The organism is Campylobacter sp. BCW_4319, from assembly GCF_001764435.1.
Classification (GTDB): domain Bacteria; phylum Campylobacterota; class Campylobacteria; order Campylobacterales; family Campylobacteraceae; genus Campylobacter_D; species Campylobacter_D jejuni.
In genome coordinates this window covers 128,219-152,536 of record NZ_MKAQ01000018.1, presented here as the reverse complement: position 1 = coordinate 152,536, position 24,318 = coordinate 128,219, and the positions used below count along the sequence as shown (strand labels likewise).

General features: G+C 30.0%; 24 protein-coding genes. 17 read left to right on the top strand and 7 right to left on the bottom strand.

Features of this window, described 5'->3' with window-relative positions; genetic code table 11:
• The first annotated feature begins 103 nt into the window (after positions 1 to 103).
• From napA to purU, 11 genes are all read left to right on the top strand, one after another.
• Complete coding sequence (gene napA / locus AJN56_RS08375; RefSeq protein WP_002869179.1) at positions 104 to 2,875, top strand: periplasmic nitrate reductase subunit alpha; 2,772 nt, start codon at positions 104 to 106, stop codon at positions 2,873 to 2,875.
• Positions 2,876 to 2,892: 17 nt separating this feature from the next.
• Positions 2,893 to 3,633, top strand: a complete 741-nt coding sequence (gene napG / locus AJN56_RS08370; RefSeq protein ID WP_002866909.1) for a ferredoxin-type protein NapG — start codon at positions 2,893 to 2,895, stop codon at positions 3,631 to 3,633.
• Positions 3,630 to 4,412, top strand: coding sequence for a quinol dehydrogenase ferredoxin subunit NapH (napH, locus tag AJN56_RS08365; RefSeq protein ID WP_072238685.1), 783 nt, complete (start codon positions 3,630 to 3,632; stop codon positions 4,410 to 4,412). The genes napG and napH overlap by 4 nt, the downstream gene beginning before the upstream one ends.
• Positions 4,409 to 4,933: a nitrate reductase cytochrome c-type subunit gene (locus AJN56_RS08360; protein ID WP_010891887.1), complete on the top strand. Its 525-nt coding sequence runs from the start codon at positions 4,409 to 4,411 to the stop codon at positions 4,931 to 4,933. The genes napH and AJN56_RS08360 overlap by 4 nt, the downstream gene beginning before the upstream one ends.
• A 4-nt stretch (positions 4,934 to 4,937) precedes the next feature.
• Complete coding sequence (locus AJN56_RS08355) at positions 4,938 to 5,852, top strand: WD40 repeat domain-containing protein (RefSeq protein WP_002857025.1); 915 nt, start codon at positions 4,938 to 4,940, stop codon at positions 5,850 to 5,852.
• Positions 5,845 to 6,183, top strand: coding sequence for a chaperone NapD (locus tag AJN56_RS08350; RefSeq protein ID WP_002852435.1), 339 nt, complete (start codon positions 5,845 to 5,847; stop codon positions 6,181 to 6,183). Before AJN56_RS08355 ends, AJN56_RS08350 begins: the two co-directional genes overlap by 8 nt.
• 9 nt (positions 6,184 to 6,192) lie before the next feature.
• Complete coding sequence (gene tatA2 / locus AJN56_RS08345) at positions 6,193 to 6,366, top strand: Sec-independent protein translocase subunit TatA2 (RefSeq protein ID WP_002852615.1); 174 nt, start codon at positions 6,193 to 6,195, stop codon at positions 6,364 to 6,366.
• A gap of 78 nt (positions 6,367 to 6,444) precedes the next feature.
• Positions 6,445 to 6,693, top strand: coding sequence for a tetratricopeptide repeat protein (locus AJN56_RS08340; RefSeq protein WP_002859818.1), 249 nt, complete (start codon positions 6,445 to 6,447; stop codon positions 6,691 to 6,693).
• Positions 6,690 to 7,181, top strand: a complete 492-nt coding sequence (locus AJN56_RS08335; protein WP_002856776.1) for a CiaD-like domain-containing protein — start codon at positions 6,690 to 6,692, stop codon at positions 7,179 to 7,181. Before AJN56_RS08340 ends, AJN56_RS08335 begins: the two co-directional genes overlap by 4 nt.
• Positions 7,150 to 8,268 (top strand): CCA tRNA nucleotidyltransferase, encoded by a 1,119-nt coding sequence (locus AJN56_RS08330; protein ID WP_011812735.1) that lies wholly within the window; start codon positions 7,150 to 7,152, stop codon positions 8,266 to 8,268. Before AJN56_RS08335 ends, AJN56_RS08330 begins: the two co-directional genes overlap by 32 nt.
• Complete coding sequence (purU, locus tag AJN56_RS08325) at positions 8,265 to 9,089, top strand: formyltetrahydrofolate deformylase (protein WP_002857007.1); 825 nt, start codon at positions 8,265 to 8,267, stop codon at positions 9,087 to 9,089. The genes AJN56_RS08330 and purU overlap by 4 nt, the downstream gene beginning before the upstream one ends.
• Here purU and AJN56_RS08320 read toward each other — a convergent pair.
• Positions 9,086 to 10,360, bottom strand: coding sequence for an aminotransferase class V-fold PLP-dependent enzyme (locus tag AJN56_RS08320; protein WP_079254187.1), 1,275 nt, complete (start codon positions 10,358 to 10,360; stop codon positions 9,086 to 9,088). The two genes, purU and AJN56_RS08320, sit on opposite strands and share 4 nt — an antisense overlap.
• Before the next feature lie 35 nt (positions 10,361 to 10,395).
• Between AJN56_RS08320 and AJN56_RS08315 the strand changes: the two genes are divergently transcribed.
• The 3 genes from AJN56_RS08315 (at position 10,396) to AJN56_RS08305 (ending at position 13,690) form a co-directional block, all read left to right on the top strand.
• On the top strand, positions 10,396 to 11,274 hold the full coding sequence (locus AJN56_RS08315) for a DUF234 domain-containing protein (RefSeq protein ID WP_011812736.1): 879 nt from the start codon (positions 10,396 to 10,398) through the stop codon (positions 11,272 to 11,274).
• A 3-nt stretch (positions 11,275 to 11,277) separates the two neighbouring features.
• A complete protein-coding gene (flgS, locus tag AJN56_RS08310) occupies positions 11,278 to 12,297 on the top strand; it encodes a fla regulon two-component system sensor histidine kinase FlgS (RefSeq protein ID WP_002859823.1) in 1,020 nt (339 codons plus the stop codon).
• 118 nt (positions 12,298 to 12,415) lie between these two features.
• Positions 12,416 to 13,690, top strand: a complete 1,275-nt coding sequence (locus AJN56_RS08305; RefSeq protein WP_070294452.1) for a Cj0814 family flagellar-dependent secreted protein — start codon at positions 12,416 to 12,418, stop codon at positions 13,688 to 13,690.
• Positions 13,691 to 13,748: 58 nt separating this feature from the next.
• Here the strand turns inward: AJN56_RS08305 and AJN56_RS08300 are convergent, their stop codons facing one another.
• From AJN56_RS08300 to AJN56_RS08275, 6 genes are read right to left on the bottom strand one after another with little or no spacing between them, the layout of a single operon-like run.
• Positions 13,749 to 15,176, bottom strand: coding sequence for a Mur ligase family protein (locus AJN56_RS08300; RefSeq protein WP_002860764.1), 1,428 nt, complete (start codon positions 15,174 to 15,176; stop codon positions 13,749 to 13,751).
• A complete protein-coding gene (locus tag AJN56_RS08295) occupies positions 15,177 to 15,896 on the bottom strand; it encodes an alpha/beta fold hydrolase (protein ID WP_002883172.1) in 720 nt (239 codons plus the stop codon).
• A gap of 1 nt (position 15,897) precedes the next feature.
• Positions 15,898 to 16,113 (bottom strand): type II toxin-antitoxin system Phd/YefM family antitoxin, encoded by a 216-nt coding sequence (locus AJN56_RS08290; RefSeq protein WP_002852622.1) that lies wholly within the window; start codon positions 16,111 to 16,113, stop codon positions 15,898 to 15,900.
• A 59-nt stretch (positions 16,114 to 16,172) separates the two neighbouring features.
• Positions 16,173 to 17,213, bottom strand: coding sequence for a D-alanine--D-alanine ligase (locus AJN56_RS08285; protein ID WP_004306951.1), 1,041 nt, complete (start codon positions 17,211 to 17,213; stop codon positions 16,173 to 16,175).
• Between the two features lie 9 nt (positions 17,214 to 17,222).
• Positions 17,223 to 17,774, bottom strand: a complete 552-nt coding sequence (gene ruvA / locus AJN56_RS08280; RefSeq protein WP_002933558.1) for a Holliday junction branch migration protein RuvA — start codon at positions 17,772 to 17,774, stop codon at positions 17,223 to 17,225.
• Positions 17,750 to 19,609 (bottom strand): flagellar assembly protein A, encoded by a 1,860-nt coding sequence (locus AJN56_RS08275; protein ID WP_052786002.1) that lies wholly within the window; start codon positions 19,607 to 19,609, stop codon positions 17,750 to 17,752. Before AJN56_RS08275 ends, ruvA begins: the two co-directional genes overlap by 25 nt.
• Before the next feature lie 103 nt (positions 19,610 to 19,712).
• Here AJN56_RS08275 and murJ point away from each other — a divergent pair, with 103 nt between their 5' ends.
• Genes murJ through AJN56_RS08260 form a run of 3 tightly spaced genes read left to right on the top strand, consistent with a single transcriptional unit; the run spans position 19,713 to position 24,287 of the window.
• A complete protein-coding gene (gene murJ, locus AJN56_RS08270) occupies positions 19,713 to 21,164 on the top strand; it encodes a murein biosynthesis integral membrane protein MurJ (protein WP_004297910.1) in 1,452 nt (483 codons plus the stop codon).
• Positions 21,164 to 22,552 carry a cysteine--tRNA ligase gene (gene cysS / locus AJN56_RS08265; RefSeq protein WP_070246414.1) on the top strand — a complete coding sequence of 463 codons (1,389 nt, stop codon included), beginning with the start codon at positions 21,164 to 21,166 and terminating at the stop codon, positions 22,550 to 22,552. Before murJ ends, cysS begins: the two co-directional genes overlap by 1 nt.
• Positions 22,545 to 24,287: an ABC transporter ATP-binding protein gene (locus AJN56_RS08260; RefSeq protein ID WP_002858782.1), complete on the top strand. Its 1,743-nt coding sequence runs from the start codon at positions 22,545 to 22,547 to the stop codon at positions 24,285 to 24,287. Before cysS ends, AJN56_RS08260 begins: the two co-directional genes overlap by 8 nt.
• Positions 24,288 to 24,318: the final 31 nt, after the last annotated feature.

Below are 24,318 nucleotides of genomic sequence, written 5' to 3'. Positions count from 1 at the left end.
TATAAAATAGAGCTTTAAAATTATTATTTTTATTAAAATTTCAAGAGATTTTTATACTTCATTTTTTATAATAAGATGATTTTTTTATTTTGGAGGAATAAGGATGAATAGAAGGGATTTTATTAAAAATACCGCTATTGCAAGTGCTGCTAGTGTTGCAGGGCTTAGTGTTCCAAGCTCTATGCTTGGCGCGCAAGAAGATTGGAAATGGGATAAAGCTGTTTGTAGATTTTGTGGAACTGGCTGTGGAATTATGATAGCTAGAAAAGATGGCAAAATCGTAGCAACAAAAGGTGATCCCGCAGCACCCGTAAATCGCGGACTTAATTGTATCAAAGGTTATTTTAATGCTAAGATCATGTATGGCGAAGATCGTCTTGTTATGCCTTTACTTCGCATGAATGAAAAAGGCGAATTTGATAAAAAAGGCAAATTTCAACAAGTTTCTTGGCAAAGAGCCTTTGATGAAATGGAAAAACAATTTAAAAAAGCCTACAATGAACTCGGCGTTACAGGTATAGGGATTTTTGGTAGTGGGCAATACACCATCCAAGAAGGTTATGCTGCTTTAAAACTTGCAAAAGCGGGCTTTAGAACAAATAATATCGATCCAAATGCAAGACATTGTATGGCCTCTGCAGTGGTTGGTTTTATGCAAACTTTTGGTGTAGATGAACCATCAGGCTGTTATGATGATATAGAACTTACAGATACTATCATCACTTGGGGAGCTAATATGGCTGAAATGCACCCAATCCTTTGGTCAAGAGTAAGTGATAGAAAACTAAGTAATCTTGATAAAGTCAAAGTTGTTAATCTAAGCACTTTTTCTAACCGTACTTCAAATATTGCTGATATTGAAATTATTTTTAAACCAAATACAGATTTGGCTATTTGGAACTACATAGCAAGAGAGATTGTTTATAATCATCCAGAGGCTATGGATATGAAATTTATCAAAGATCACTGCGTATTTGCAACTGGTTATGCTGATATTGGTTATGGTATGAGAAATAATCCAAATCATCCAAAATTTAAAGAAAGTGAAAAAGATACGGTTGAAAAAGAAAATGTAATCACTTTAGACGATGAAGAGGCTGCTTCTTTATCTTATCTTGGCGTTAAAGCGGGTGATAAATTTGAAATGAAACATCAAGGTGTGGCTGATAAAAACTGGGAAATTTCTTTTGAAGAATTTAAAAAAGGTTTAGCCCCTTATACTTTGGAATACACTGCAAAAGTAGCCAAAGGTGATGATAATGAGTCTTTGGAAGATTTTAAGAAAAAACTTCAAGAATTAGCTAATCTTTACATAGAGAAAAATCGCAAAGTTGTAAGTTTTTGGACTATGGGCTTTAATCAACACACAAGAGGTTCTTGGGTAAATGAACAAGCTTATATGGTGCATTTTTTACTAGGAAAGCAAGCTAAACCAGGTAGCGGAGCCTTTTCTTTAACAGGACAGCCAAGTGCCTGTGGAACAGCTAGGGAAGTAGGAACTTTCTCGCATCGTTTGCCTGCAGATATGGTTGTAGCCAATCCAAAACACAGAGAAATTTCTGAAAAAATTTGGAAAGTTCCTGCAAAGACCATCAACCCAAAACCAGGTTCTCCTTATCTTAATATCATGAGAGATTTAGAAGATGGAAAAATTAAATTTGCATGGGTGCAAGTGAATAATCCATGGCAAAACACTGCAAATGCAAATCACTGGATCGCAGCAGCAAGAGAAATGGATAATTTTATTGTTGTAAGTGATTGTTATCCTGGAATTTCAGCAAAAGTAGCTGATCTTATTTTACCAAGTGCTATGATTTATGAAAAATGGGGTGCTTATGGTAATGCTGAAAGAAGAACTCAACATTGGAAACAGCAAGTTTTACCTGTGGGTGCTGCCATGAGTGATACTTGGCAAATTTTAGAATTTGCAAAACGCTTTAAGCTTAAAGAAGTTTGGAAAGAGCAAAAAGTGGATAATAAGCTTACCTTGCCAAGTGTTTTAGAAGAGGCAAAAGCTATGGGTTATAGCGAAGATGATACACTTTTTGATGTACTATTTGCCAATAAAGAAGCAAAAAGCTTTAATCCAAACGATGCTATCGCAAAAGGCTTTGATAATACTGATGTTAAGGGCGATGAGAGAAAAATTCAAGGCAGTGACGGAAAAGAATTTACAGGCTATGGCTTTTTCGTTCAAAAATACCTTTGGGAAGAATATCGTAAATTTGGCTTAGGACACGGACATGATTTAGCGGATTTTGATACCTATCATAAAGTAAGGGGTTTAAGATGGCCTGTGGTTAATGGCAAGGAAACACAGTGGAGATTTAATACTAAATTTGATTATTATGCCAAAAAAGCGGCTCCAAATTCAGATTTTGCTTTTTATGGTGATTTTAACAAAATGCTTACAAATGGGGATTTAATAGCTCCTAAAGATGAAAAAGAGCACAGTATTAAAAATAAGGCTAAAATTTTCTTTAGGCCATTTATGAAAGCACCTGAAAGACCAAGTAAAGAGTATCCGTTCTGGCTTGCAACAGGAAGGGTTTTAGAGCATTGGCATAGTGGAACTATGACTATGCGTGTGCCTGAGCTTTACCGTGCTGTGCCTGAAGCACTTTGCTATATGAGTGAGAAAGATGGAGAGAAATTAGGCTTAAATCAAGGTGATTTGGTTTGGGTGGAATCTCGTCGTGGTAAAGTAAAAGCAAGAGTAGATATGCGTGGAAGAAACAAACCGCCTGTAGGACTTGTGTATGTGCCGTGGTTTGATGAGAATGTATATATCAATAAAGTTACTTTGGATGCGACTTGTCCGCTTTCAAAACAAACTGACTTTAAAAAATGTGCTGTAAAAATTTATAAGGCTTAATTTAGGGTTTTGATTAAATGAAAGGTAGAAGAGAATTTTTCGTTAGTGCCTTTAAGGCTGCATGTTTATGTACAGGAGGTGGATTTTTGGCTAATTTGGCTTTAAAAGCCGATGATAATTATGCCTTGCGTCCTCCTGGGGCTGAAGATGAAGCTAGATTTTTAAGCAAATGTATTCGTTGTGGGCTTTGTGTAAAAGCCTGTCCTTATGATACTTTAAAGCTTGCTAGCTTGTTAGATAGTCCAAAAAATGGTACACCTTTTTTTAAGGCAAGAGAAATTCCTTGTTATCTTTGTAAGGATATTCCTTGCATTAGAGAATGTCCAACTGATGCTTTAGATAAAAAGCATTTAGAACAGGGTATAGAATCTTTGAAAATGGGTATTGCTATTGTTGATAGTGCTTCTTGTGTGGCACACTGGGGAATTCAATGTGATGCTTGTTATAGAGCTTGTCCTTTGATAGATAGGGCTTTAAAACTTGAGCTTAAACGCAATGAACGCACCGCCAAGCACGCTTTTTTACTACCTAGTGTGGATCATGAAGTGTGTGTAGGTTGTGGGCTTTGTGAACTTGCTTGTATTACTGAAAAACCAGCCATTCGTGTTTTGCCAAGGGAGTATGTATTGGGAAAAGCAGGATCTCATTATGTAAAAGGCTGGGATGAAAAAGATGAAGGACGTATAAAAAATGCAGATACTTCAAAACATTTTGATGCTAAAAAAGCAACCAATTATTTAAATGATGGAGAACTGTGATGAAGTATTTAATTGCTAGACGCATCGTTCAGCTTGGAATTTTAGCGCTTTTTAGTTTTAAAGCTACAGATTTTATCCTGCAGGGAAATTTAAGTTCTTCTAGATTTTTTAATACCATACCTTTAAGCGATCCTTTTGCGGTTTTGCAAATCATTTTAGCAAGCTGGAGTATAGATTTAATGGCTTTAATAGGAGCTTTGATTATATTTTTTATCTATGGTTTGCTTTTAGGAAGGGTTTTTTGCTCTTGGGTTTGTCCTGTTAATTTAATCACAGATTTTGCTGCTTTTGTGCGAAATAAATTAACCCTTAATAATAAATTTTTAATTTTACCTAAAAATTTACGCTATTTTGTGTTGGTCTTGGTTTTAGTCCTTTCTTTTGTATTTTCATTGCCTGTGTTTGAAAGTTTTTCTTATATAGGAATGATACATAGAGGGATTATTTTTGCTACAAGTTCTTGGATTTTTGTAGCCTTTATACTTTTTTGTATCGATACTTTTTTAAGCCCTAGGGCAATTTGTTCACATTTTTGTCCACTAGGAGCTTTTTATGCTTTTATTTCTCGTTTTGCTTTGCTTAAAATAAAGCATGATAGTGATAAATGCACTAAATGTTATGAATGTATCCGTATTTGTCCTGAAAAACAGGTTTTGTGGATGGTTGGAAAAGAAAGTACTAGCGTGAAATCAGGAGAGTGTATAAGGTGTGCAAGATGTATAGAAGTTTGTAATGATGATGCTTTGAATTTTAATATTTTTGATTTAAGGAATAAATGATGAAGAAGAAATTGGTTTTATTAGGAAGTGCTGCAGTGGTATTTTTTGCCGCTTGTGCAATGAATAGTGGGGTAAGTTCGGAACAAATTGGACTTAGAAAAGCAAGTTTAGAAAATGAAAATAAAGTAAATTTAGTGGAAGCAAATTTCACAACTTTACAACCTGGGGAATCTACTCGTTTTGAGCGTTCTTATGAAAATGCACCACCATTAATTCCGCATGCTATTGAAGATTTGTTACCTATAACTAAAGATAACAATATGTGCTTAAGCTGCCATGATAAGGCTATAGCAGCAGATGCTGGTGCAACTCCACTTCCTGCTAGTCATTATTATGATTTTAGACACAATAAAACCACAGGAGATATGATTAGCGATAGTCGTTTTAATTGTACTCAGTGTCATGTTCCACAAAGCGATGCAAAACCTTTAGTGGGAAATAGCTTTAAACCTGAATTTAAAAATGAACAATTAAAAAGTCGTTCAAATTTAATTGATGTGATTAATGAGGGTGTAAAGTAAATAAATGAAAAAATTTCTTTTTATTTTGAGTCTTTTTTGTGTTTTGTCTTATGCTTATGAGCTGAAATTAAATGCCAATATAACAGCTTTAAAGCTTGATAAGCAAAACTTATATATAGGCACTGATAAAGGTGAAATTTTGCAATATAACATTAAAGATAAAAGTTTAAAAGAACTTTTATCTTTGCCAAAGATTAAAAATTATTATGGTGATGATTTTGCTAAAATTTACAACATTGATATTTTTAAACATACACTTTTAATACTTAGCGAGGGTGATTTTGGTGCTAAAAATTTAAGTTTTTATAAGGAAAATTTACAAATCAAAAAGCTCGAAGAAAATAGCATAATAAAAGCATTTTTTATCAATGAAAATACTTATCTTTTGATTTCTATTGGTTCTGAAATAGAATTGATTGATAAAAGCTTAAAGAATATAAAAAAATTTAATTTTTCCCATTCTAGTCTTAATGATGCAGTTTTAAATGAAGATAAGGGTAGACTAGTTGCAGGTTTTGAGAGTGGCGAAGTAGAACTTTTTGATTTGAAAAATTGGAAGATGTTAAAAAACTATGATAAAATGCATAAAGATAATATCTATCAAGTAGATTTTAAAAATAATATTATTTTAAGTTGTGGAACGGATAGGCGTATAGGAGTTGTAAAAAATGAAGAGCAAAATTTTTTGCAAAAAGATTTTTTGATATATACTTGTGCTTTAAGTCCTAATGGAGAATTCGCTGTTTATAGCGATAATGAAGCTGGAGTTAGTGAAGTTTTTAGCACAAGTGATTTTAAGCCTGTTAAAACTTTTAATAATGAAAATTTGATGAGTGAGTTTATTATTTTTTTAAACAATAAAGATTTTATCGTTTCAGGCTTTGGTGATAGTATAATGTTTAGGAGTATTGATGAATAATCTTTCTAGTGTTTTGATTTTAGCAAAAGAAGAATATATAAATGATTTAAAAAAGGCTATATCTGAAATTCCTTTTTGTTCTGTAGAACTTTGTGAAAATGAAAAGATTATAGTTGTGATTGAAAGTGAAAATTTAGAAGATGAATTAAACTCTTATAAAATGCTTGAGAAATTGCCAAATATTATCAGTATTAATATGGTTTTTTCTTATCAAGATTTAAATGATGATATCCAAAAAGCAATCAATAGTGGCGCAATAGAAACGATAGAAAAAAATGAAAATGCTGAGAATGTTCGCTACTATGGTAGTGTATTTAATCAATTTTCTTAAAGTGTAAAGATGGTATTTTTAATCCCATTGCTTATTATAATTGGTGTTATTTTTGGAATTGATTATGTGTATTTTAAAAATCAAGATTTAAAAGTGCAAGTTAAAAAAGAACAAAAAGAATTAAATTCTAGTTTAGAGAAAGAAAAAAAAGAATATATAGAAAAATTGTTTAAAACAAAATAGACATTAAAAATCATTTTATTTTCTTAAAGATAAATTAAAAAGCTTTTTGCTAGAATTAAAGAAAAATTTTAGGAAACAGTGATGAAAAATACAGTCACTGAAGCTTCTATCTATGAGGCTCAAGGGTTAAAAGACGAAGCTTTAGAAATTTATAAAAATATCTTAAAAGAAGATCCGGATAACCAAAACGCTATTGATGCGGTTCGTCGTCTTAGTGGTTTTAGATCCAAGCATAAAGATTTAAACACTCAAATGTTGGATTTTTTTATTAATATGAAAAGCGATGAAGAAATTAATGAATTTAAAAGGTGGTTGATAAAAATATGAATTTGGAAGATTTAGCTAAAAAAACCATTAGCGAAGTTAGCTCTATCATGGAAGAGCAAAGAAGACAAAATGAAATTTTAAAAGAACAAGAATTAAATAGAAAAACTGAAATAAAAGATGAATTACCGCCTATGGAGTTTGTATGCGAAGAGCTTGATACTCCGCAAGACTTAGAAGATAAAATTTCTATGGCAAAATTTGAAGAAGAGCAAAAAATACAAAATAATATTGAAATTTCTACTCAGGAAAATAAAGAGTTTAAAAAAGAAGAGCCTTTTTTACAAAGTGAAATTTTAAATCCTAGTGTTATGACAGAGGTTCAAACGCTTAATGAGGATATTTTTTTAAAACATCTTAGAGAGAGAATTTTAGTTCTTTTTGAAGGTTTAAATAGCATAAAAAAAGATGATCTTGAAAATAGGTTAAACTTGACCATAAATTTTTTAGAGTTTTTGCTTGCAAATATCGAAGATAAGCTTAAAAAATAATCCCGATTTACAGTTTATTGCTGAGTTTTTAAAGCCTTATACCAAACGAGTGTATTTGGTTGGAGGTAGCGTTAGGGATTTGTTTTTAGGCTTAAAAATTTGTGACTATGATATAGAGCTTTATGATATAAAACCTAAAGATTTTGAAAAGATTATGCAAAAATTGGGCGCACAAGGCTTTGGAAAAAGTTTTTTTGTGTGTAAGTTTAAAAATTATGATTTAGCTCTTGCTAGAACTGAAAACAAAATAAGCTATGGACATAAAGGTTTTGAAGTTCAAATTTGCAATGATGAAAAACTTGGCGCCAAAAGACGTGATTTTACCATAAATTCTATGATGATTAATCTTTTTAACGATGAGTTTTTAGATTTTTACGGAGGATTAAAAGATCTAGGAGCAGGCTTTTTAAGGCATATTGATAAACAAAGCTTTCAAGAGGATAGTTTAAGGGTATTAAGAGCAGTAGTATTTGCCTCAAGGTTTAACTTTAAGATAACTAGTGAAAGCTTGAAATTGATGCAAAGTATGGATATAACTGATCTTAGCAAAGATAGGATCAATGCGGAGCTTTGTAAATTCTTTAAAAGTCCTAGACTTGATGTCGGCTATAGATATTTACAAGAACTTGGCTTAGAAAAACAGATTTTTGGCTTTGAGAGTGTTTTTATGAGTTTGGAATTTCAAAATTTACTCAGACAAAGTAGAGAATTTGTAAAAAGCGATGCTTTATTCTTGTATTTGTATTTGAATTTTTTTAATTTAGAAAAAGATATATTTTTTAAAAGAACCAAACTTAAAAAAGAATACCTAAAATACGCAAATCAAGCTTTTTATCTTGATGATATAAGTGATTTTGAACTAGCAAAAATTGCTTTTGAAATGCCTTTGAAGGAATGGCTTGGACTTTGGAGTAAAAAGCGTATTGAGCAAGCTAAAAGATTAGGGCTTTATGAGAATAAGTTTGAAAGTAAAATTTTAGCAAAAGATTTCATAAATGCTGGATTTTGTGGTAAAATTCTTGGTTTAAAGCTTCAAGAAGCAAGAGAGAATGAATTAAAAGAATATATAAAAGGTTTAGCTAAATGATTTCTGTATTAAAAATTTGCACCAAAGATCAAAAAGGTTTAATTTATAGAATTTCTGATGTTATTTTTAAATATCATATCAATATAGTAAAAAACGATGAATTTGTAGGCGAAGGAATGTTTTTTTTTCGTGCTCTTTTAGAAGGTGAGTTTGATAAAGAAGCTTTTATAGGAACGCTTGAGGCTATGCTTGGACAAGAAGCCTTGATAGAGCTTTGCGAGAAGAGAAAAAAAGATATTGTTGTTTTTGCTACTAAAGAAAGTCATTGTTTAGGAGATTTGCTAATAAAGCATTATAGTAACGAACTTGAAGCAAATATCAAAGCTGTGATTTCAAATCACAACTCTTTAAAGGATTTAGTTGAGAAATTTGAAATTCCTTATCATTTTATCAGCGCTGAAAATTTAGATCGTAAAGAGCAAGAAAATCAGATTTTAAAATGTCTTGAACAATATAAATTTGATTATTTGGTTTTGGCAAAATATATGAGAATTTTATCTCCTGATTTTGTTAGGCATTTTGAAGGTAAGATTATAAATATTCACCATTCTTTCTTACCTGCATTTATAGGAGCAAATCCTTATAAACAAGCCTTTGAAAGAGGGGTTAAAATAATTGGAGCTACGGCACATTTTGTAAATAATAATCTTGATGAAGGTCCTATTATCACTCAAGCTGTTTTACCTGTAAACCATGAATTTACTTGGCAAGATATGCAGCAAGCAGGTAGAAATATAGAAAAAGATGTTCTTTCAAAAGCACTTGATTTGGTTTTTGAAGATAGAATTTTTATACATAATAATAAAACTATAATATTTTAATGCGATAATTTTACTATAGTTTTATTTAAAGCATTAAAAAAATAATCAATATTCTCTTTTTCATGCGTATAATGCAAGCTTATTCTTAACCAACCTGGTTTTGTTTTAAGTTTTTGATTATCTTTTAAGCCTAGCAAATCATGACCATAAGGCCCAGCACAAGCACATCCAGCGCGTGTTTCTATGTGGTATTTTTTACTAAGTTCGTAAGCGATATCAAAAGGAGAAATTCCTTTGATATTGAAAGCAAAAATAGGCAATCGGGTTTTTAAATTCTTTGCGTATAAAATTAAATTAGGTATAGTTTTTAGTTTTTCAAAAAAATAATCTTTTAAAATTTCTTCTTTTTTTTCTATATTTTTAACCCCTATAGAATCTTTGATTTTAAAAGCCAAGCTAGCGCGAATGAGTTGTAAAATTCCAGGTGTTCCTCCTTCCTCTAAAGCTTCTTCATTACAAAGGTAGCATTGTGAAGTGCGAGAAACATAGCCCACAGTTCCACCTGCTGCAAAGCTAGGCTTGTTTCCACAAAGATCTTTTTTGATAGCTAAAAGTCCAGAACCGCCAATACCACCGATTAATTTATGAGAACTTATAAACAACGCATCATAGTATTGACAAGATATGTTTTTATAGGGAATAAAACTAGATGCATCAAAAGCAACTATCCCTTTAAATTTACGAACCATTTCAGAAATGCGTTTGTAATCACTTAATATCCCAGTAACATTTGAAGCTAAAGAAAAGCTAGCGATTATTTTTCTTTTTTTGTTTTTTTGTAAAGTTTTTTCTAGAAAATCAAAATCAATTTCCCCATTTTTATCCAAGGGAATTCTAATACATTCGCACAAGCCTTCTCGAAATGAAAGTTCATTAGAATGATGCTCATAAGGCCCTACGATAACTAAAGGTAAGGTATTTTTATCAATTTGCGTAAAATATCTTTCTTTTACAAGAGGGGGAATGTAAATGCCGATCAATTCTTGAAATTTTTTAATAGCACTGCTTGATCCTGTTCCGCAGGCTATAAGGGCAAAATTTTCATCTAATGATAAACTTTTTTTTATATCTTTTCTTGCTTGTTCGTAAGTTTGTTGAGTTTTAAAAGAATTTAAAGAGCTATCAGAATGTGTGTTTGCATAGGTTGGAAGAATTTTTGAAATTTCTTTTTCTACACATTTTAGAGCTAAAGCACTTGCTGTGAAGTCAAAATGCAAAATACCTTTTTTTAAGATCAATTCTTTTTTTAAATCTGAAATTTGCAAATACAATCCTTATAAAAATTTGCTAAAATTATACTATAAAAATGCTTTATAAAAGGAAAAATATAAAATTTAAGAACTTTGTAGATTTGCATAAGAATTTGTCTTTAAGTAAGCTTTTTGATTTTTATAGTGTGTTTGAAGGTTTTGAAAAATTAAACATTTTAAATTTTGAAGACGATGTATTTACAAATATAGAGCGAATTTTGCTTGATGATTATCTAAAAATTAAAAGTTATTTCGCCTTGGATGAAACAAGTTCTTATGCTCTTACTTTGCTAGCTAAAAACAATCGCAAGCGTTTTTCTATCAATAGAAAAATTCAGCATTTTAAAGCTTTATCTACACTTAAATATCTTTTAGAAACAGGTATAATAAAACTTGAGTATAGCAAGGAAGCTAAAAAAATAAAAGATAAAAGACAAAAAATCAAAAAAGAACTAAGATCTTATGTTGTCCAAGATAAGATTATATTTAGCAACCATTTTACTCGTTTCTTTTTTTATTTTTTAAAGCCCAATGAAAAGCTTATTTTGCAAAATCGTTATAAAGAAGTTTTAGAATGCATTAAGGAAAAATTTGAGCTTTATCAAAGTTTTTGTTTTGAACAACTTTCTAGAGAATTGCTTGAGAAAAAATTCAATATCAATGGAGTGCAAAGCTACTGGGATAAGAATTTAGAACTTGATCTTTATTATCAAGATGAAAATTTGTGTTTTGTCGGAGAAGTTAAATTTAAAAATAAAAAAATTTGTAAAAATATTTTAAATCTTTTAAAATCAAAAGCAAAGTCTTTAAATTTGGCTCCAAATTATTACATTATAATCTCAAAAAATGGTTTTAGCAAGGAATTTGATAAAATATGCGAACAGAATTTGCTTTTACTTGATTTGAATGATTTTAAGATTTTATTAGAGGAATGATAAATGAATGAAAGTATTTTAAAAAGTTTAGACTCAAATGAAAAAGAAACCCTACAAAAAGGCTTAGAAAGTCTTATAGAACAAACTTATGTAATAGAAAATGAATACAAAACTTTAAATGAAAACTATAATTCCTTACGCGCAATGGTTGATGAGATTATAGAGGTATTGCCTAGTGCACTTTGGATTTTAGATAAAGAAAAAAATATTATTTTACAAAATCAAGAAGCCTTGAAAAATCCAAAATTACTTAGTATCATTAGTCTTGATAAAATTCGCGATGAGCTTGAATTTGAAGGTAGGTTTTATGCGGTAAAAATCATAGCACATAATGAAAAAACTATAGTTTCAGCTACAGATATTAGCGATGAAAAACGCAATGAAAGGCTTGCAAGCATGGGTAGTGTAGCGGCTCATTTGGCACATGAGATAAGAAATCCTATTGGATCTATATCTTTGCTTGCTTCAACTCTTTTTGCTCGTAGTGAGCTTAAAAATAAGCATATAGTTCTTGAAATCCAAAAGGCTATTGCTAGAGTAGAGCGTATCGTAAATTCAACTTTACTTTTTACTAAGGGTGTGCACATCAATGCTTTAAATTTTAATCTTTTAGAGTTAAAAGAAGAGTGTGAAAGTGCTATTAACTCTTATAATTTCACTTCTCAAATAGACTTTGAAATATCTTTTTTGGATAAGCAGATTTGTGCTGATAAAGCTCTTCTTGGTTTGGTTTTGCAAAATTTGATTTATAATGCTATTGATGCGATAGAAGAAAGCGAATGTGAAAAGCCTATGATTAAAATTTTAGCAAGTTGTGATAATGAAAAAATATGTATCAGAGTGTATGATAATGGTTGTGAAATAAAAGATGAGAAATTGGTTTTTGAAGCTTTTAAAACAACAAAACTTAAAGGCAATGGGCTTGGCTTGTCTCTTTCTAAAGAAATCATAAACGCCCATAAGGGAGAGTTAAGTTTTCAAAGCGATCCTAAGAATTTTTATTTTACCTTACCTTTGGTGTGATAAATATTTTCTTTTCACCCCAAAACGAAACAGATTTTGCTTATATTATTTTAATATATTTAGATTGAAGGCAAAAAAATCTAAATCAAAGGAATTAATATGAGTATCTTTAGCATCAATGATAACTCAAATTATAATTCTATACTTTCACAAAGTAAAGCTAATAAAGAATTCTAAAATAAGTTTTGCTAATGCTTTTTTAAAACAAAATGCTAGTAAATTAAATGAAATTCAAAATGCAAATTCACAAACTCTAGCAAGAAGTGAAGTATTAAATTCTACTAATACAACAAATACTAGCAATAACACTAATTTTAGTATAAGTAGTAAGACAAGTTCTCCTAATTATGATATATCAAGTGAATTTAAAAACTCTATTTATACTCTAAAATATAAACAAGCAGATATAAGTAATAATACAGCCTATGGTTATAGTGTAGATAAAGATGGCTATATGGGAAGTGATTTTAACAAAGCTGCAGGATTACCTGAAGATTTTAAGATATATAAATCTACTTTGGATGAGATAGAGAGGAAGGCTGAAAATAACTCTTATACTTCAGATATAAAAAAATATTTAGGTATAGATAAATATTATACAAACATAGATATGGCTGAAACCATAAAACAATACTATAATCAATTTAATCAAATTGTTAATCATACTTTTAATGATACCAATAAAACAAGTTTCACTGAAACAGATATAAATTCTATGCCTAAGGGAATTAGTGAATTATCATCTGATAAAACTATAGGTATTATGCCGAAAAATTATGATAAGCTAACAATAACAAACTATTATAATACACAAGAGCAATATAATGAAGCAGAACAATTAGGAATGTTTGGGCATATTAATATAGGCTTACAACCATTAAATTTCACTCCGCAAAGTATGCAAACTCAAAATTTAGATAAAGACACTGCAATAGATACTTTTAATCCTGATATGTCAGTTTATCCACAAAATGAAGATGGAAGTTACTCTAAAGAGGCTTTGTTTATGAGTTTTTTAAAATCAACGGGTGTATCGCCAAGAGAAGGTAGTGCAACATTAAATCCTATAGCTAAGTCTTATGCTGAAGCTATGGCCAAAGAAAGCTTTGATGGATCATTAACTTCCTTAGATGACATCATGACAGGCAAAGTTGATTTTGCAAGTTTATTAAAAGGTTATGCACAAGATGGCTGGCTTGATGCAGATATATATGCAATGGAAAAAGGGGTTGCTTGGCAAAATACAAGTATAGGTTATGGTGGAGCTTGGTTTGATAGAGAATTTAATCAAGCAAAAGCTAATGGCTGGAAAGCAAGTAATGAAAGTATAAATTCTTTTGTAAATAATATAATGGATAGACTTAATAATCTTATAGGGCAGACTAGGGTTTAAAGAAGTATTTGCACGAAGTCAAATTGAAAATGATGACATTTGCAAATACTTATGCGAATCACATAAAGCTAGGTGCATCGTTTGAAAAGAGTATTAAATCTCCGTGTTTTGTTTCTTTAGCTAGAGTTTGAACTAGCTGACTCTTTTCTTTAAGTATAATGGTTTTTATTTTTAACTCTTTTTTGAAAATTTCAGCATTGATTTGTGCACTAATGATAGCAAGATCAAAACACTCATTGATGATTTTAGCAAGTTTTATATTTTCTTCTTCGCTTACTTCCACTATACCAGGACTTACTAAAACTTTGCGTCCTTTATAGCTTTTACAAAGTTTATAGCTTGTGCTCATACCTTTAAAATTTCCATTAAAACCATCATCTATGATAAATTTAGGCTCTCTTGAAAGCACTTGCAAGCGATGTTCTACGGAGTTTATATTTAAAACTTGCTTTTGAATTTTTTCTAGTTTTATGCCAAGATAATGAGCACAAAGTATACAAACACAAAGATTTTGCGCATTAAAATCCCCTAAAATTTGACTTTTAAAATCATAGGATTTATTTTCTATATCGATTTTAAATTCTAAACCTTCAAGACTTGAATGAATAAGACTTAATTTATCATCATAAAGGTTGATGAGCTTATCTTCTTCTTTTTGGGTGCTAGAGTGTAAAAAAGCCTTTTCTAGTCTTTTGGAATTTAAGGCTTCAAGTTTGGTTGATCGGATATTTTCAACACTTTTAAAATACTCTAAATGTGCATTGCCTATCTCTCCTACTATGCTGATGTGAGGTTGTAAAAAACGCGTGATTTCATCAATATCGCCTTTAAGTCTAGCACCTGCTTCAGCTATGTAAATTTGAGTATCTTGGCTTAAATTGGTGTTGATATCAGCAACTATGCCTAGCAAGGTATTGACAGAGCGTGGTGTTTTGTAGCTTTTAAAGTCATCTTTTAAAAGTTCGTATAAAAAATTTTTAATACTTGTTTTTCCAAAACTTGCGGTAATGAGTATGATTTTTAAATTTTCATTGGCTCTTAGTTTGGCTTTGGCTTGTTTTTTATAATATAAATTTGTAAAAAACTCATAAATTTTAAGACTAAATAAAGCAAAAGGAAGGCTAAAAAGATTAAAAAGAAAAGAAAAACGCAAAGCAAGGATAGCAAAAATAGCATTATAAACAAAAACAAAAACAAAAAACCATTTAACCTTACTTGTAAAAACAAGCTTTTTATCTATACCTTTGTTCCAAAAATACAAAATCGGAGTATGGATCAATGCAAAATATGCCAAAGAGTATAAAGGAAAAGCTAAGAATAAAAAATAAGGAATAAATAAAAAATACAAATGCCACAAAGGTTTATGATAATGAAAAAACACGCGTTTAAATTTATAAGAATACCATTGTAAAGCACTCATAAGATAAAAAGCTATACAAAAATTAAAAAATAAAGAATTGATAAAATAAAGAGTATTGACAAGCATTTAAATTTCCTTAATTTTTTGAGCTATGAAAGCAGAATGTTTTAAAAAGAAAAAATGATCTCCCTCTAAAGGATAAAAAGTGCTATTTTTTAAAAATTGATGCATTTTTTCACCACAATACAAAGGCGTAGATTCATCGCTTTTCCCCCAAAAAACCAAGCTTTTAGCCTTTTGCTTGGCAAAAATTTCACTAAAATCCTCATCAACAACCCTTTTAAAGGTTTCATACATCATAGGACTAAGATTTGCTCCATCTTTACTAGCAAAATAGCGATAAAATTTTCCCAAACCAAAGAGTTTTAAAATTTTAAAAATACGGATTTTAAAACGCACTTTTGGGGATTTTTTAGCCAAAATTCCCGCACTTGAAAGTAAGATTAGGGTGTCTTTTTCTTTTGCGAGTAGGGTACTTACTTTTCCACCAAAAGAATGCCCCATGAAAAAACAGACATTGAGTTTTTTTTGTTTTAAAAAAAGTTCTGTGATATTGGCGTAATCTTGAGTGTTTAAAATTTCTTCCACGCTTGAATTTCCAAAACCCGCCAAATCCATATAAATTTGACAAAAATCTTTTAAAAAAGGACAAAAACTTTGCTTCATAAGTTCTTTATTAGCTCCCCAGCCGTGTAAGATAAGTATTTGCGGTAAGGAAAGATCGCCTAAAATTTCATAAGAAATTTGATAAGTTTTGTTTTTATAAGAAAGTTGAGTTTGAGCCATTTTAAGCCTTTTGATTTTTGTAGATATTTTCTAAAAGTTGCATGGCATTTTGTAAGCGTTCAAATTCTTTCATACTAAGCATTACAGCTTCAAATTTGTTATTTTTTAAAATAACTATTTTTCCACTTTCACTTTTTTTGAGTTTTTCCATAATGGGGCTAAAATTTCTTACCACCTCGGTGGCAGTGTAAATTTCATCTTGTTTAAAAGAGAGCATTTTTCTTCCTAAAATACGCTAAATTTTATGTATAATTTAGCGTATTTTGACTTAAAAGCTTATAATTTTCCTTTTTGTCCGTTGATGGAGTGAAGGAAGTTGTAGTTGATTTTTATCATTTTTTCAAGTGAAATTTGATCAGCTAAAGCGTTTAAAGTGGTATTAAAATCTTTAAAAAGATAATTAGCCAAAGAACCAGGATTTGGGTTGATTTCATTTAAATATGTTTCATTATCCAGTATAAAAAAATCGCAGCGTATTAAAGCACCTTTAAACAAAGGATTGTAGATCTTTTTAAAACTGTCTTCGAGTTTTTCTTTTAATTCTTCGCTTAAATCCGCTTCTATAAGTTCATTGTGTCCTGAAAAGCTAAGATATTTTTGTTCAAAGTCTAAAAATTCTTTTTTCTTTGGCTCTTCTATGATGGAAAAAACAAACTCATCATTGATCATACATCCTGCAAGATTGTATTCTTTGATATTGTTTTTAAATTCTTCCACTACAAGATCATTATCAAATTCAAAACCCACATCTTTGGCGTATTCTAAATCTTTTTCATCTTTTACTATACTAATACCTATGCTACTTCCAAGTCTTGCAGGTTTGATAATGCAAGGAAAATTAAGCTTTTCTTTAGAGTTTTGATTTTTTCTTAGCATGGTATAATCAAGTGTTTTTACTCCAACGCTTTTGGCATAAAGTTTGGTAAGTTCTTTGTTGAAAGATAATATACTAGCTTCAAGCCTAGGTCCTATAAATTTAATAGAATAAAACTCAAATAAAGCCGCAATTTTTCCATCTTCTCCATCTCTACCATGGATAAGATTGATCACGCATTCGCACTCTAGTTTATTTTCTTTTAAAAAGCCTTTGCTAAAAAAACCTCCTTGTTTGATGAAAAGTTCTTTTTCTTTTTTATAAGCTTTGGTGCTAAAAGTTTTAGAATTCATTTTTTCACTTGGGATATGATAAAATCTTCTTTCTTCATCACAAAAAATAAATTCTAAATTTTGATTGATAACTTTTTTAAGTACTACAGCACTTACTATACTGATCTCATGTTCATAAGAATTTCCGCCAAAAAGTATTGCAAATTTCATTTTATTCCTTTATCCTAGTTTTTTAAGAGCTTCTTTGATGAGTTCGCTTGTGCTTGTTGCTTGAGCACTTGCTAAAACACTTATGATTTTTTCTTGTTTAAAGCCTAGAGTAAGAAGTGCGGCTAAGGCTTCGCTTTTATCATCGCTTACATTTTCAAGTTTGGTTTTTGTGTCAGAAAGTTCTACTATAATGCGTTTTGCACTTTTTGGACCTATGCCAGGTACTTTTTTAAGCACGCTTTCATCGCCCAAACTTAACGCTTTGTAAAAAGAATTTACATCAAGACTAGAGCATACCGCCATAGCAGTATTTGCACCCACTCCATTGACTTTTAAAAGCATTTCAAACATTTTTTGTTCATCTTTATCCAAAAAGCCATAAAATTTATTAGAATCTTCTTTGATGATTTGAGTGATAAAAAACTCATGCTTTTCTTGAGTTTGAATTTTAGCAGAACAAAAAAGCGAAATAAATATCCCATAGCTTAAACCACTAGCGCATTTAACAATGATAAAAGTAGGTTCTTTTTTTGTGATTATTCCTTCGATGCCGACAACCATGCTATATCCTTTTCTTCATAATCTAATTTTTTATGTATTTCTATACTTTCTTGGTTGTTTTGTATGACTTTTTTAATGCCTATAAATTTAGCACTTTCATTAACAAATGAAGAGTAAAAAATATCTTCTTTAGGCTCTAGAAGTGAAAATTTGATTTCATTCATATCAGTCCATTTGCCACTTTTATTTATAAAAGTTGCTTCAAAAAGCATTTTTTGCAAATTGATTAATTCTAATTGTAAAGATTTTTTGCGTTCAAGAAGTTCTTTTTCTTCATTTTGTAGTTTATTTAATTCAAGATTTTGCAAAGAGAAATCTTTTAGGGCTTTTTCGTATTGTACAGGAACATTTTGACCTTGATTTTTAAGTTCTGTTATCTTTTTTTCAACGCTTAAAATTCCATTTTTGCTTGATAAAATGTATTGTCTTATTTTATTTATTTTATGATTTAACTTAGAAATTTGCTCTCCTAAAATAGCAAATTCTTCATCATAATTTTTATCAAGAGTTTTAATTTTAGCATGAAATTTATTGTTATCCCCGTTAATGCGTTCTATTGTGGTGTTTTCAAAAAACACACAAGAATTATTACTTTCTAAATTTTCTATATAGATTTTATCAGCTTGTATATTTCCGCCTAAACTTTTTTTAATTCTCACTTCTTTGGCTTTGATTGTTCCACCTTCGAGCAAATCTATATTTAAAATTTCGGCTTCTGCAAATCCTCTATGAGTTTTTATATAGGCTTGTTTGGCTTGAATTTTGGCTTTAGAGTGTGTAGTGCCTTCAATTTTCATTTTGGTGGCATTAAGTTGAGTGTTGCTTCCTACGCTTCCGACTACATTTAATTCTTCACATTCTATCCCAACGCCAGAATTTACAGCATCTTTTACTTCTGAAAGAAATTTTATATTGATTTTGACATTTTTGTCTAGTCCAGCTCTTATAATCCCTATATTTTTAAAATCTACTCCATTAAAATCTAGTTCATTGGCAATATCAAATTTTTCACCATCTTGTACTACATAACCTTTTTTTAAAGCTATATATTCTGTGTATCCATCTTGCTCTACTTGTTTAAAAGCTGAAGAACAAGAAAATTTAACTTTATTTTCATTTGCGGCTAAAACTTTTAAGGTGTGTAAATTTAAGTCTTTTCCTTCTTTACCTTGTTTAAATTTGGCGTGTTTTAAAACAACTTCATTTTCATCAACAACAATAATACCTGAGCGTTTTTCATCGATAGTGTAGTTTTTGGTTTTTTCTTTATAAGTCAAGATCAGGGATTCATCTTGACTTTCTATAGGATCAATACCTTGTGCAACGGTGATTTGTATAGTTTTATTTAAAGGAGTGTTTTTATGTTGGCTGCAAAAAGACATTAAATTTTTCTTAAAATCAAAAATGCGGATACCTATTAAAAATTTAAGTTTCAACATCTTTTTATAAATATTTTGCAAAAGTTCTAGTGCTAGTTTTTCATGAAAGTCTAAATTTGTAAAATCAATTTGAGCAATTATTTTGGTTAAATTTTTATTCGCAACTAGTTTGACTGCTTGAGATGCTTTGCTTTGGTTTATACCATGGAAAATTTCTATTTTGTATTCTTGCTTGATTTGAAGATCGTTTTTTAAAAAAATTTCATCTTTATCAAAAAGAGTTAATTCTTTTTCAGAGATTTTTTCCCATTCTAAATCTCCAAAGCGATATTGTGTAGAAAATGCCAATAAACTAAAATCAAGCTCATTTAAGCTAAGGTTTGTTCGTGAAGTTACGCTTAAAAGCTCTCGAGCTGGATTTTCTGTATAGGCAATAATTTTTTCATCCAAAGCCAAAACTTTCCCCTTGTAAAAAATTAAGAATGTAATTATAGTCAATTTTTAATCAATTTTAGTTAAAATAGTTCTCTTTATATTTTGAAATTTATGAAAAAAATTAATGAAGAGTTTAGTATTTAAAAATTTTATTATCAATGCTTTAGGAATTTTATTTTCAAGAATTTTAGGGCTTGCTAGAGATGTTTTAATAGCACTTTTTTTAGGAGCAGGGCTTTATAGTGATATTTTTTTTGTGGCTTTAAAAATGCCTGCTTTTTTTAGAAGAATTTTTGCAGAAGGAGCTTTTGGACAAAGTTTTTTGCCTAATTTTGTAAAAGCGAAAAAAAAAGGAGCTTTTTGCGTTAGTGTAATGATGCAATTTAGCCTTATAGTTTTTTTATTTTGTCTTTTGGTAAGTTTTTTCTCCTCTTTTTTTACTAAGCTTTTTGCTTTTGGGTTTAACGCAGATACTATAGCTTTAGCAGCTCCTTTGGTGGCGATTAATTTTTGGTATTTGTTTTTTATTTTTTTAGTTACTTTTTTAGGAGCTATTTTAAATTATAGACAAAAATTTTTCATTACCTCTTTTTCTGCGGCATTATTTAACTTAAGTATTGTTATAGCTGCCTTTTTTGTGGATAAAAATGCACCGCAAAATACACTTTATTATTTTTCTTATGCAACGGTTTTAAGTGGGGTAGCACAGCTTATTTTACATTTGCTTGTTTTAAAAAACAATCCTGTAATCCGTGCTATGGCTTTAAGTATAAAATTTAAAAAAGCTAAGGCGAAATTACAAGGTTTTTATGGCAATTTTTTTCATGGAGTTTTAGGTTCTTCTGCGACTCAATTTAGCTCATTGCTTGATACAACCATAGCTAGTTTTTTAATGAGCGGGAGTATTTCTTATCTTTATTATGCAAATCGTGTCTTCCAACTCCCCCTTGCACTTTTTGCTATCGCTCTAACTCAAGTTTCTTTTCCAAAAATTTTAAAACATTTAAAAAGTGGTCAAGAAAATTTAGCTTTAAAATTTATGCAAAGAGCATTAGCACTTTTAAGCATTTTGCTTATTGCTTCTAGTATTGTAGGTTCTGTGTTTGCTTTGGAAATTTCAAAACTTTTATTTGAAAGAGGAAATTTCACTCACGAAGATAGTGTAATTACGGCTTATGTTTTGATTGCTTATCTTATAGGGCTTTTACCTTTTGGTTTGCAAAAGCTTTTTTCTTTGTGGCTTTATGCAAAATTTAAACAAAAAACAGCAGCTTGGATCGCGGTAAAATCTTTAATTATCAGTGCTTTATGTTCTATGGCTTTTATATTTTTGATTAAAGATGAAAGTTTAAAGGTTATTGCAGTAGCACTTTCAAGCTCTATTAGTGCTTTTTATTTGCTTGGAGCTAATATCAAAGAATTTGGTTTTAAGAAATTTTTTGCTTTAATATCTATTAAAATTTGCTTATTGGTTATAGTTGCTTTGATTATTTTTACAATCTTACTTATTTTGGTTAAACCTTATATTTTAAGTTTTTTTATAGGAATTTTTACAAGTTTTAAAGGAGTTTTTTAATGAGATTATTAGACAGTGTAACAAAAGAGAAAATAAAACTTGATAAAAAAGATATTAGTATTTATTTATGCGGGCCTACGGTTTATGATGATGCACATTTAGGACATGCAAGAAGTAGTGTTTGTTTTGATCTTTTGCGTAGGGTTTTACTTGCTCAGGGCAATAGGGTAAAATTTGCTAGAAATTATACAGATATTGATGATAAGATTTTGAAAAAAATGGCTCAAAGTGGTCAAACTTTAGAGGAAATTACGGAATTTTATATCAAAAGTTATGAAGAGGATATGAGGGTTTTAAATGTATTAGATCCTGATTTTAAACCTCGTGCAACGCATTATATAACAGCTATGCTTGATTTGATTAAAAAGCTTGCTAAGGATGGGTTTGTTTATACTCTAGAAGATGGAATTTATTTTGATACAAGTAAAGATGAAAAATATTTAAGCTTATCAAATCGCAATTTAGAAGAAAATATCTCTCGTCTAAGTAATGAAGTGCAAAAAAGAAATGAAAGCGATTTTGTGCTTTGGAAATTTGATGAAAATTTTTACGAAAGTGAATTTGGCAAAGGGCGTCCAGGTTGGCATACTGAATGTGTTGCTATGATTGATTCTATTTTTGAAAATACTCTTGATATACATGCTGGAGGGATAGATTTGCTTTTTCCTCATCATGAAAATGAAGCTACGCAATGTCGTTGTGGATGTAAGAGAAAATTAGCAAATATTTGGCTTCACAATGGTTTTGTAAAAATCGATGGTGAAAAAATGAGTAAAAGTTTAAATAATAGTTTTTTCATAAAAGATGCTTTAAAAGAATTTATGGGCGAGGCTTTAAGATTTTATCTTTTGAGTTCTCATTATAGATCTCATTTTAATTATTCTTTATCGGATTTAGAAAATGCTAAAAAACGTTTAGATAAATTTTATCGCCTTAAAAAAAGATTGGATTTAGGTGAAATTTCTGATTTTGATGTTTTAAATGATATTGAAATAAAAAGCGAAATTGCTAAGCAAATTTTAGAGATTTTAAATGATGATTTAAATATTTCTAAAGCCTTAGCTCTTTTGGATGATTTTATCAGTAGTGCAAATTTAGAGTTGGATAAAGAAAGCAAAAATAAAATTTTAAAACAAAATATCAAAGAAGCTTTAAGCGAGCTAGCTAAAATTTTTGGCTTTGGTTTTATGGATACAACTTTATATTTTCAATGGGGTGTAAGCAAAGAAGAACGAGAAGAAATTGAAAAGTTAATTTTAGAAAGAACTGAGGCTAAGAAAAACAAAGATTTTAACACAGCTGATGCAATAAGAGAGCGATTAAGTAGTAAAAAAATCACTCTTTTAGATACTCCAAATGGAACAATTTGGGAGAAAATAAATGCATAATGAGATGAATTTAAAAGAGGTTTTAATACGCTTTAAGCCCTTTTATAAAAGATATTGGAAACAATTTGCTATAGCTATTTTCGGTATGATTTTAGCAAGCGGAGGAACTGCTGGAAGTTTTTATGCTTTAGAGCCTATTTTAAATTATATTTTCGTTGAAAAAAATGAAGCTTTACTTTATACAGTGCCTTTTTTGCTAGTATTGATGTATTTTTTTAAAAATCTTGGAACTTATTTACAAAGTTTTTATGTTTCCTTTATAGGAACAGATATGTTAAGAGTATTGCGTGCTAGGGTTTTGAAAAATGTTTTACGCTTGGATATGGATTTTTTTAAACGCTATAGAAGCGGAGAGCTTGTAAGTCGTTGTACTAATGATATTAATGCACTTCAAAGCATAGTATCAAACATTATTCCTGATTTTTTTAGAGAGCTTTTAACTGCTATAGGACTGCTTGCGGTAGTCTTGTATCAAAGTCCTACTTTGGCTTTTTTTGCTTTAGTGATTTTGCCTTTAGCTATTTTTCCTTTGGTATGGTTTGCTAAAAAACTTAAAAAATATGCAAGAAATATACAAGAAACAAATTCGGATTTACTTTCTTATTTGGGTGAAATTTTTTCAAATATTGAATTGATCAAAGCTAATGATAATGAAAAAAAAGAAAGTGATAAATTTGCTAAGCATAATGATACTTTATGTAAATTAAACCTAAAATCCGCACGTATTGATGCACTTACAAGTCCTTTAATGGATATGATGGGTTCTGTTGGGGTTGCTGTGGTGATTATTGTAGGGGGTAGAGAGGTTATCAATGGTTCTATGAGTGTGGGAAGTTTTATCAGTTTTGTTTCGGCACTTTTTGCGATATATACTCCTTTAAAGCGTCTTTCGTCTTTATATGGAAAACTTCAAGGTGCTGTTGCGGCAAGTGAAAGAACTTTTTATTTATTGGATTTAGAACCTCAAATTAAAGGTGGAAGCAAAGAATTAAAAAACATTGAAAAAATTAGCTTTGAAAATGTTGAATTTGCTTATGAAAATCCGCATAAAAGTGTTTTAAAAGGCGTAAATTTTGATTTTGTTAAAGGGCAAATGCTTGCTCTTGTAGGGACAAGTGGGGGTGGTAAATCTTCTATTATTAATCTTTTGATGTATTTTTATGAAAAGCAAAAAGGTAAAATTTTACTCAATCAAGAAGATATTAGCACTTTTACCATAGAAAGCTTACATGCTAAAATAGGACTTGTAACGCAAAATATTTATCTTTTTAATGATAGTTTTGCTGCAAATATTGCTTATAGCGAAGAGTTAGAAGAAGAAAAAGTCATCCAAGCTTTAAAATTGGCCAATGCCTATGAATTTGTTAAAGAAATGGGTGGGATTTGGGCTGAAGTGAAAGAACATGGTAAGAACTTAAGTGGAGGGCAAAAACAAAGAATAGCAATCGCTAGAGCTTTATATAAAAATCCTGATGTGCTTATTTTTGATGAAGCAACTTCAGCTTTGGATAATGAAAGTGAAAAAGCAATAGTTAAAACTATAGAAAATTTAAAACAAGATAGATTGATTTTAGTGGTTGCACATCGTTTAAGCACTATAGAAAATGCAGATAAAATAGTAGTATTGGATAAGGGCAAGGTATTGGCAATAGGTAAAGATGAAGAGCTTTTGCAAACTTGTTCTTTGTATCAAAAATTTAAAAGCAAAGAAAAAACAAAGCCTAGCTTTAGTTAATTTTAGTTAGAATTTCAAAAAGGATTAAAAA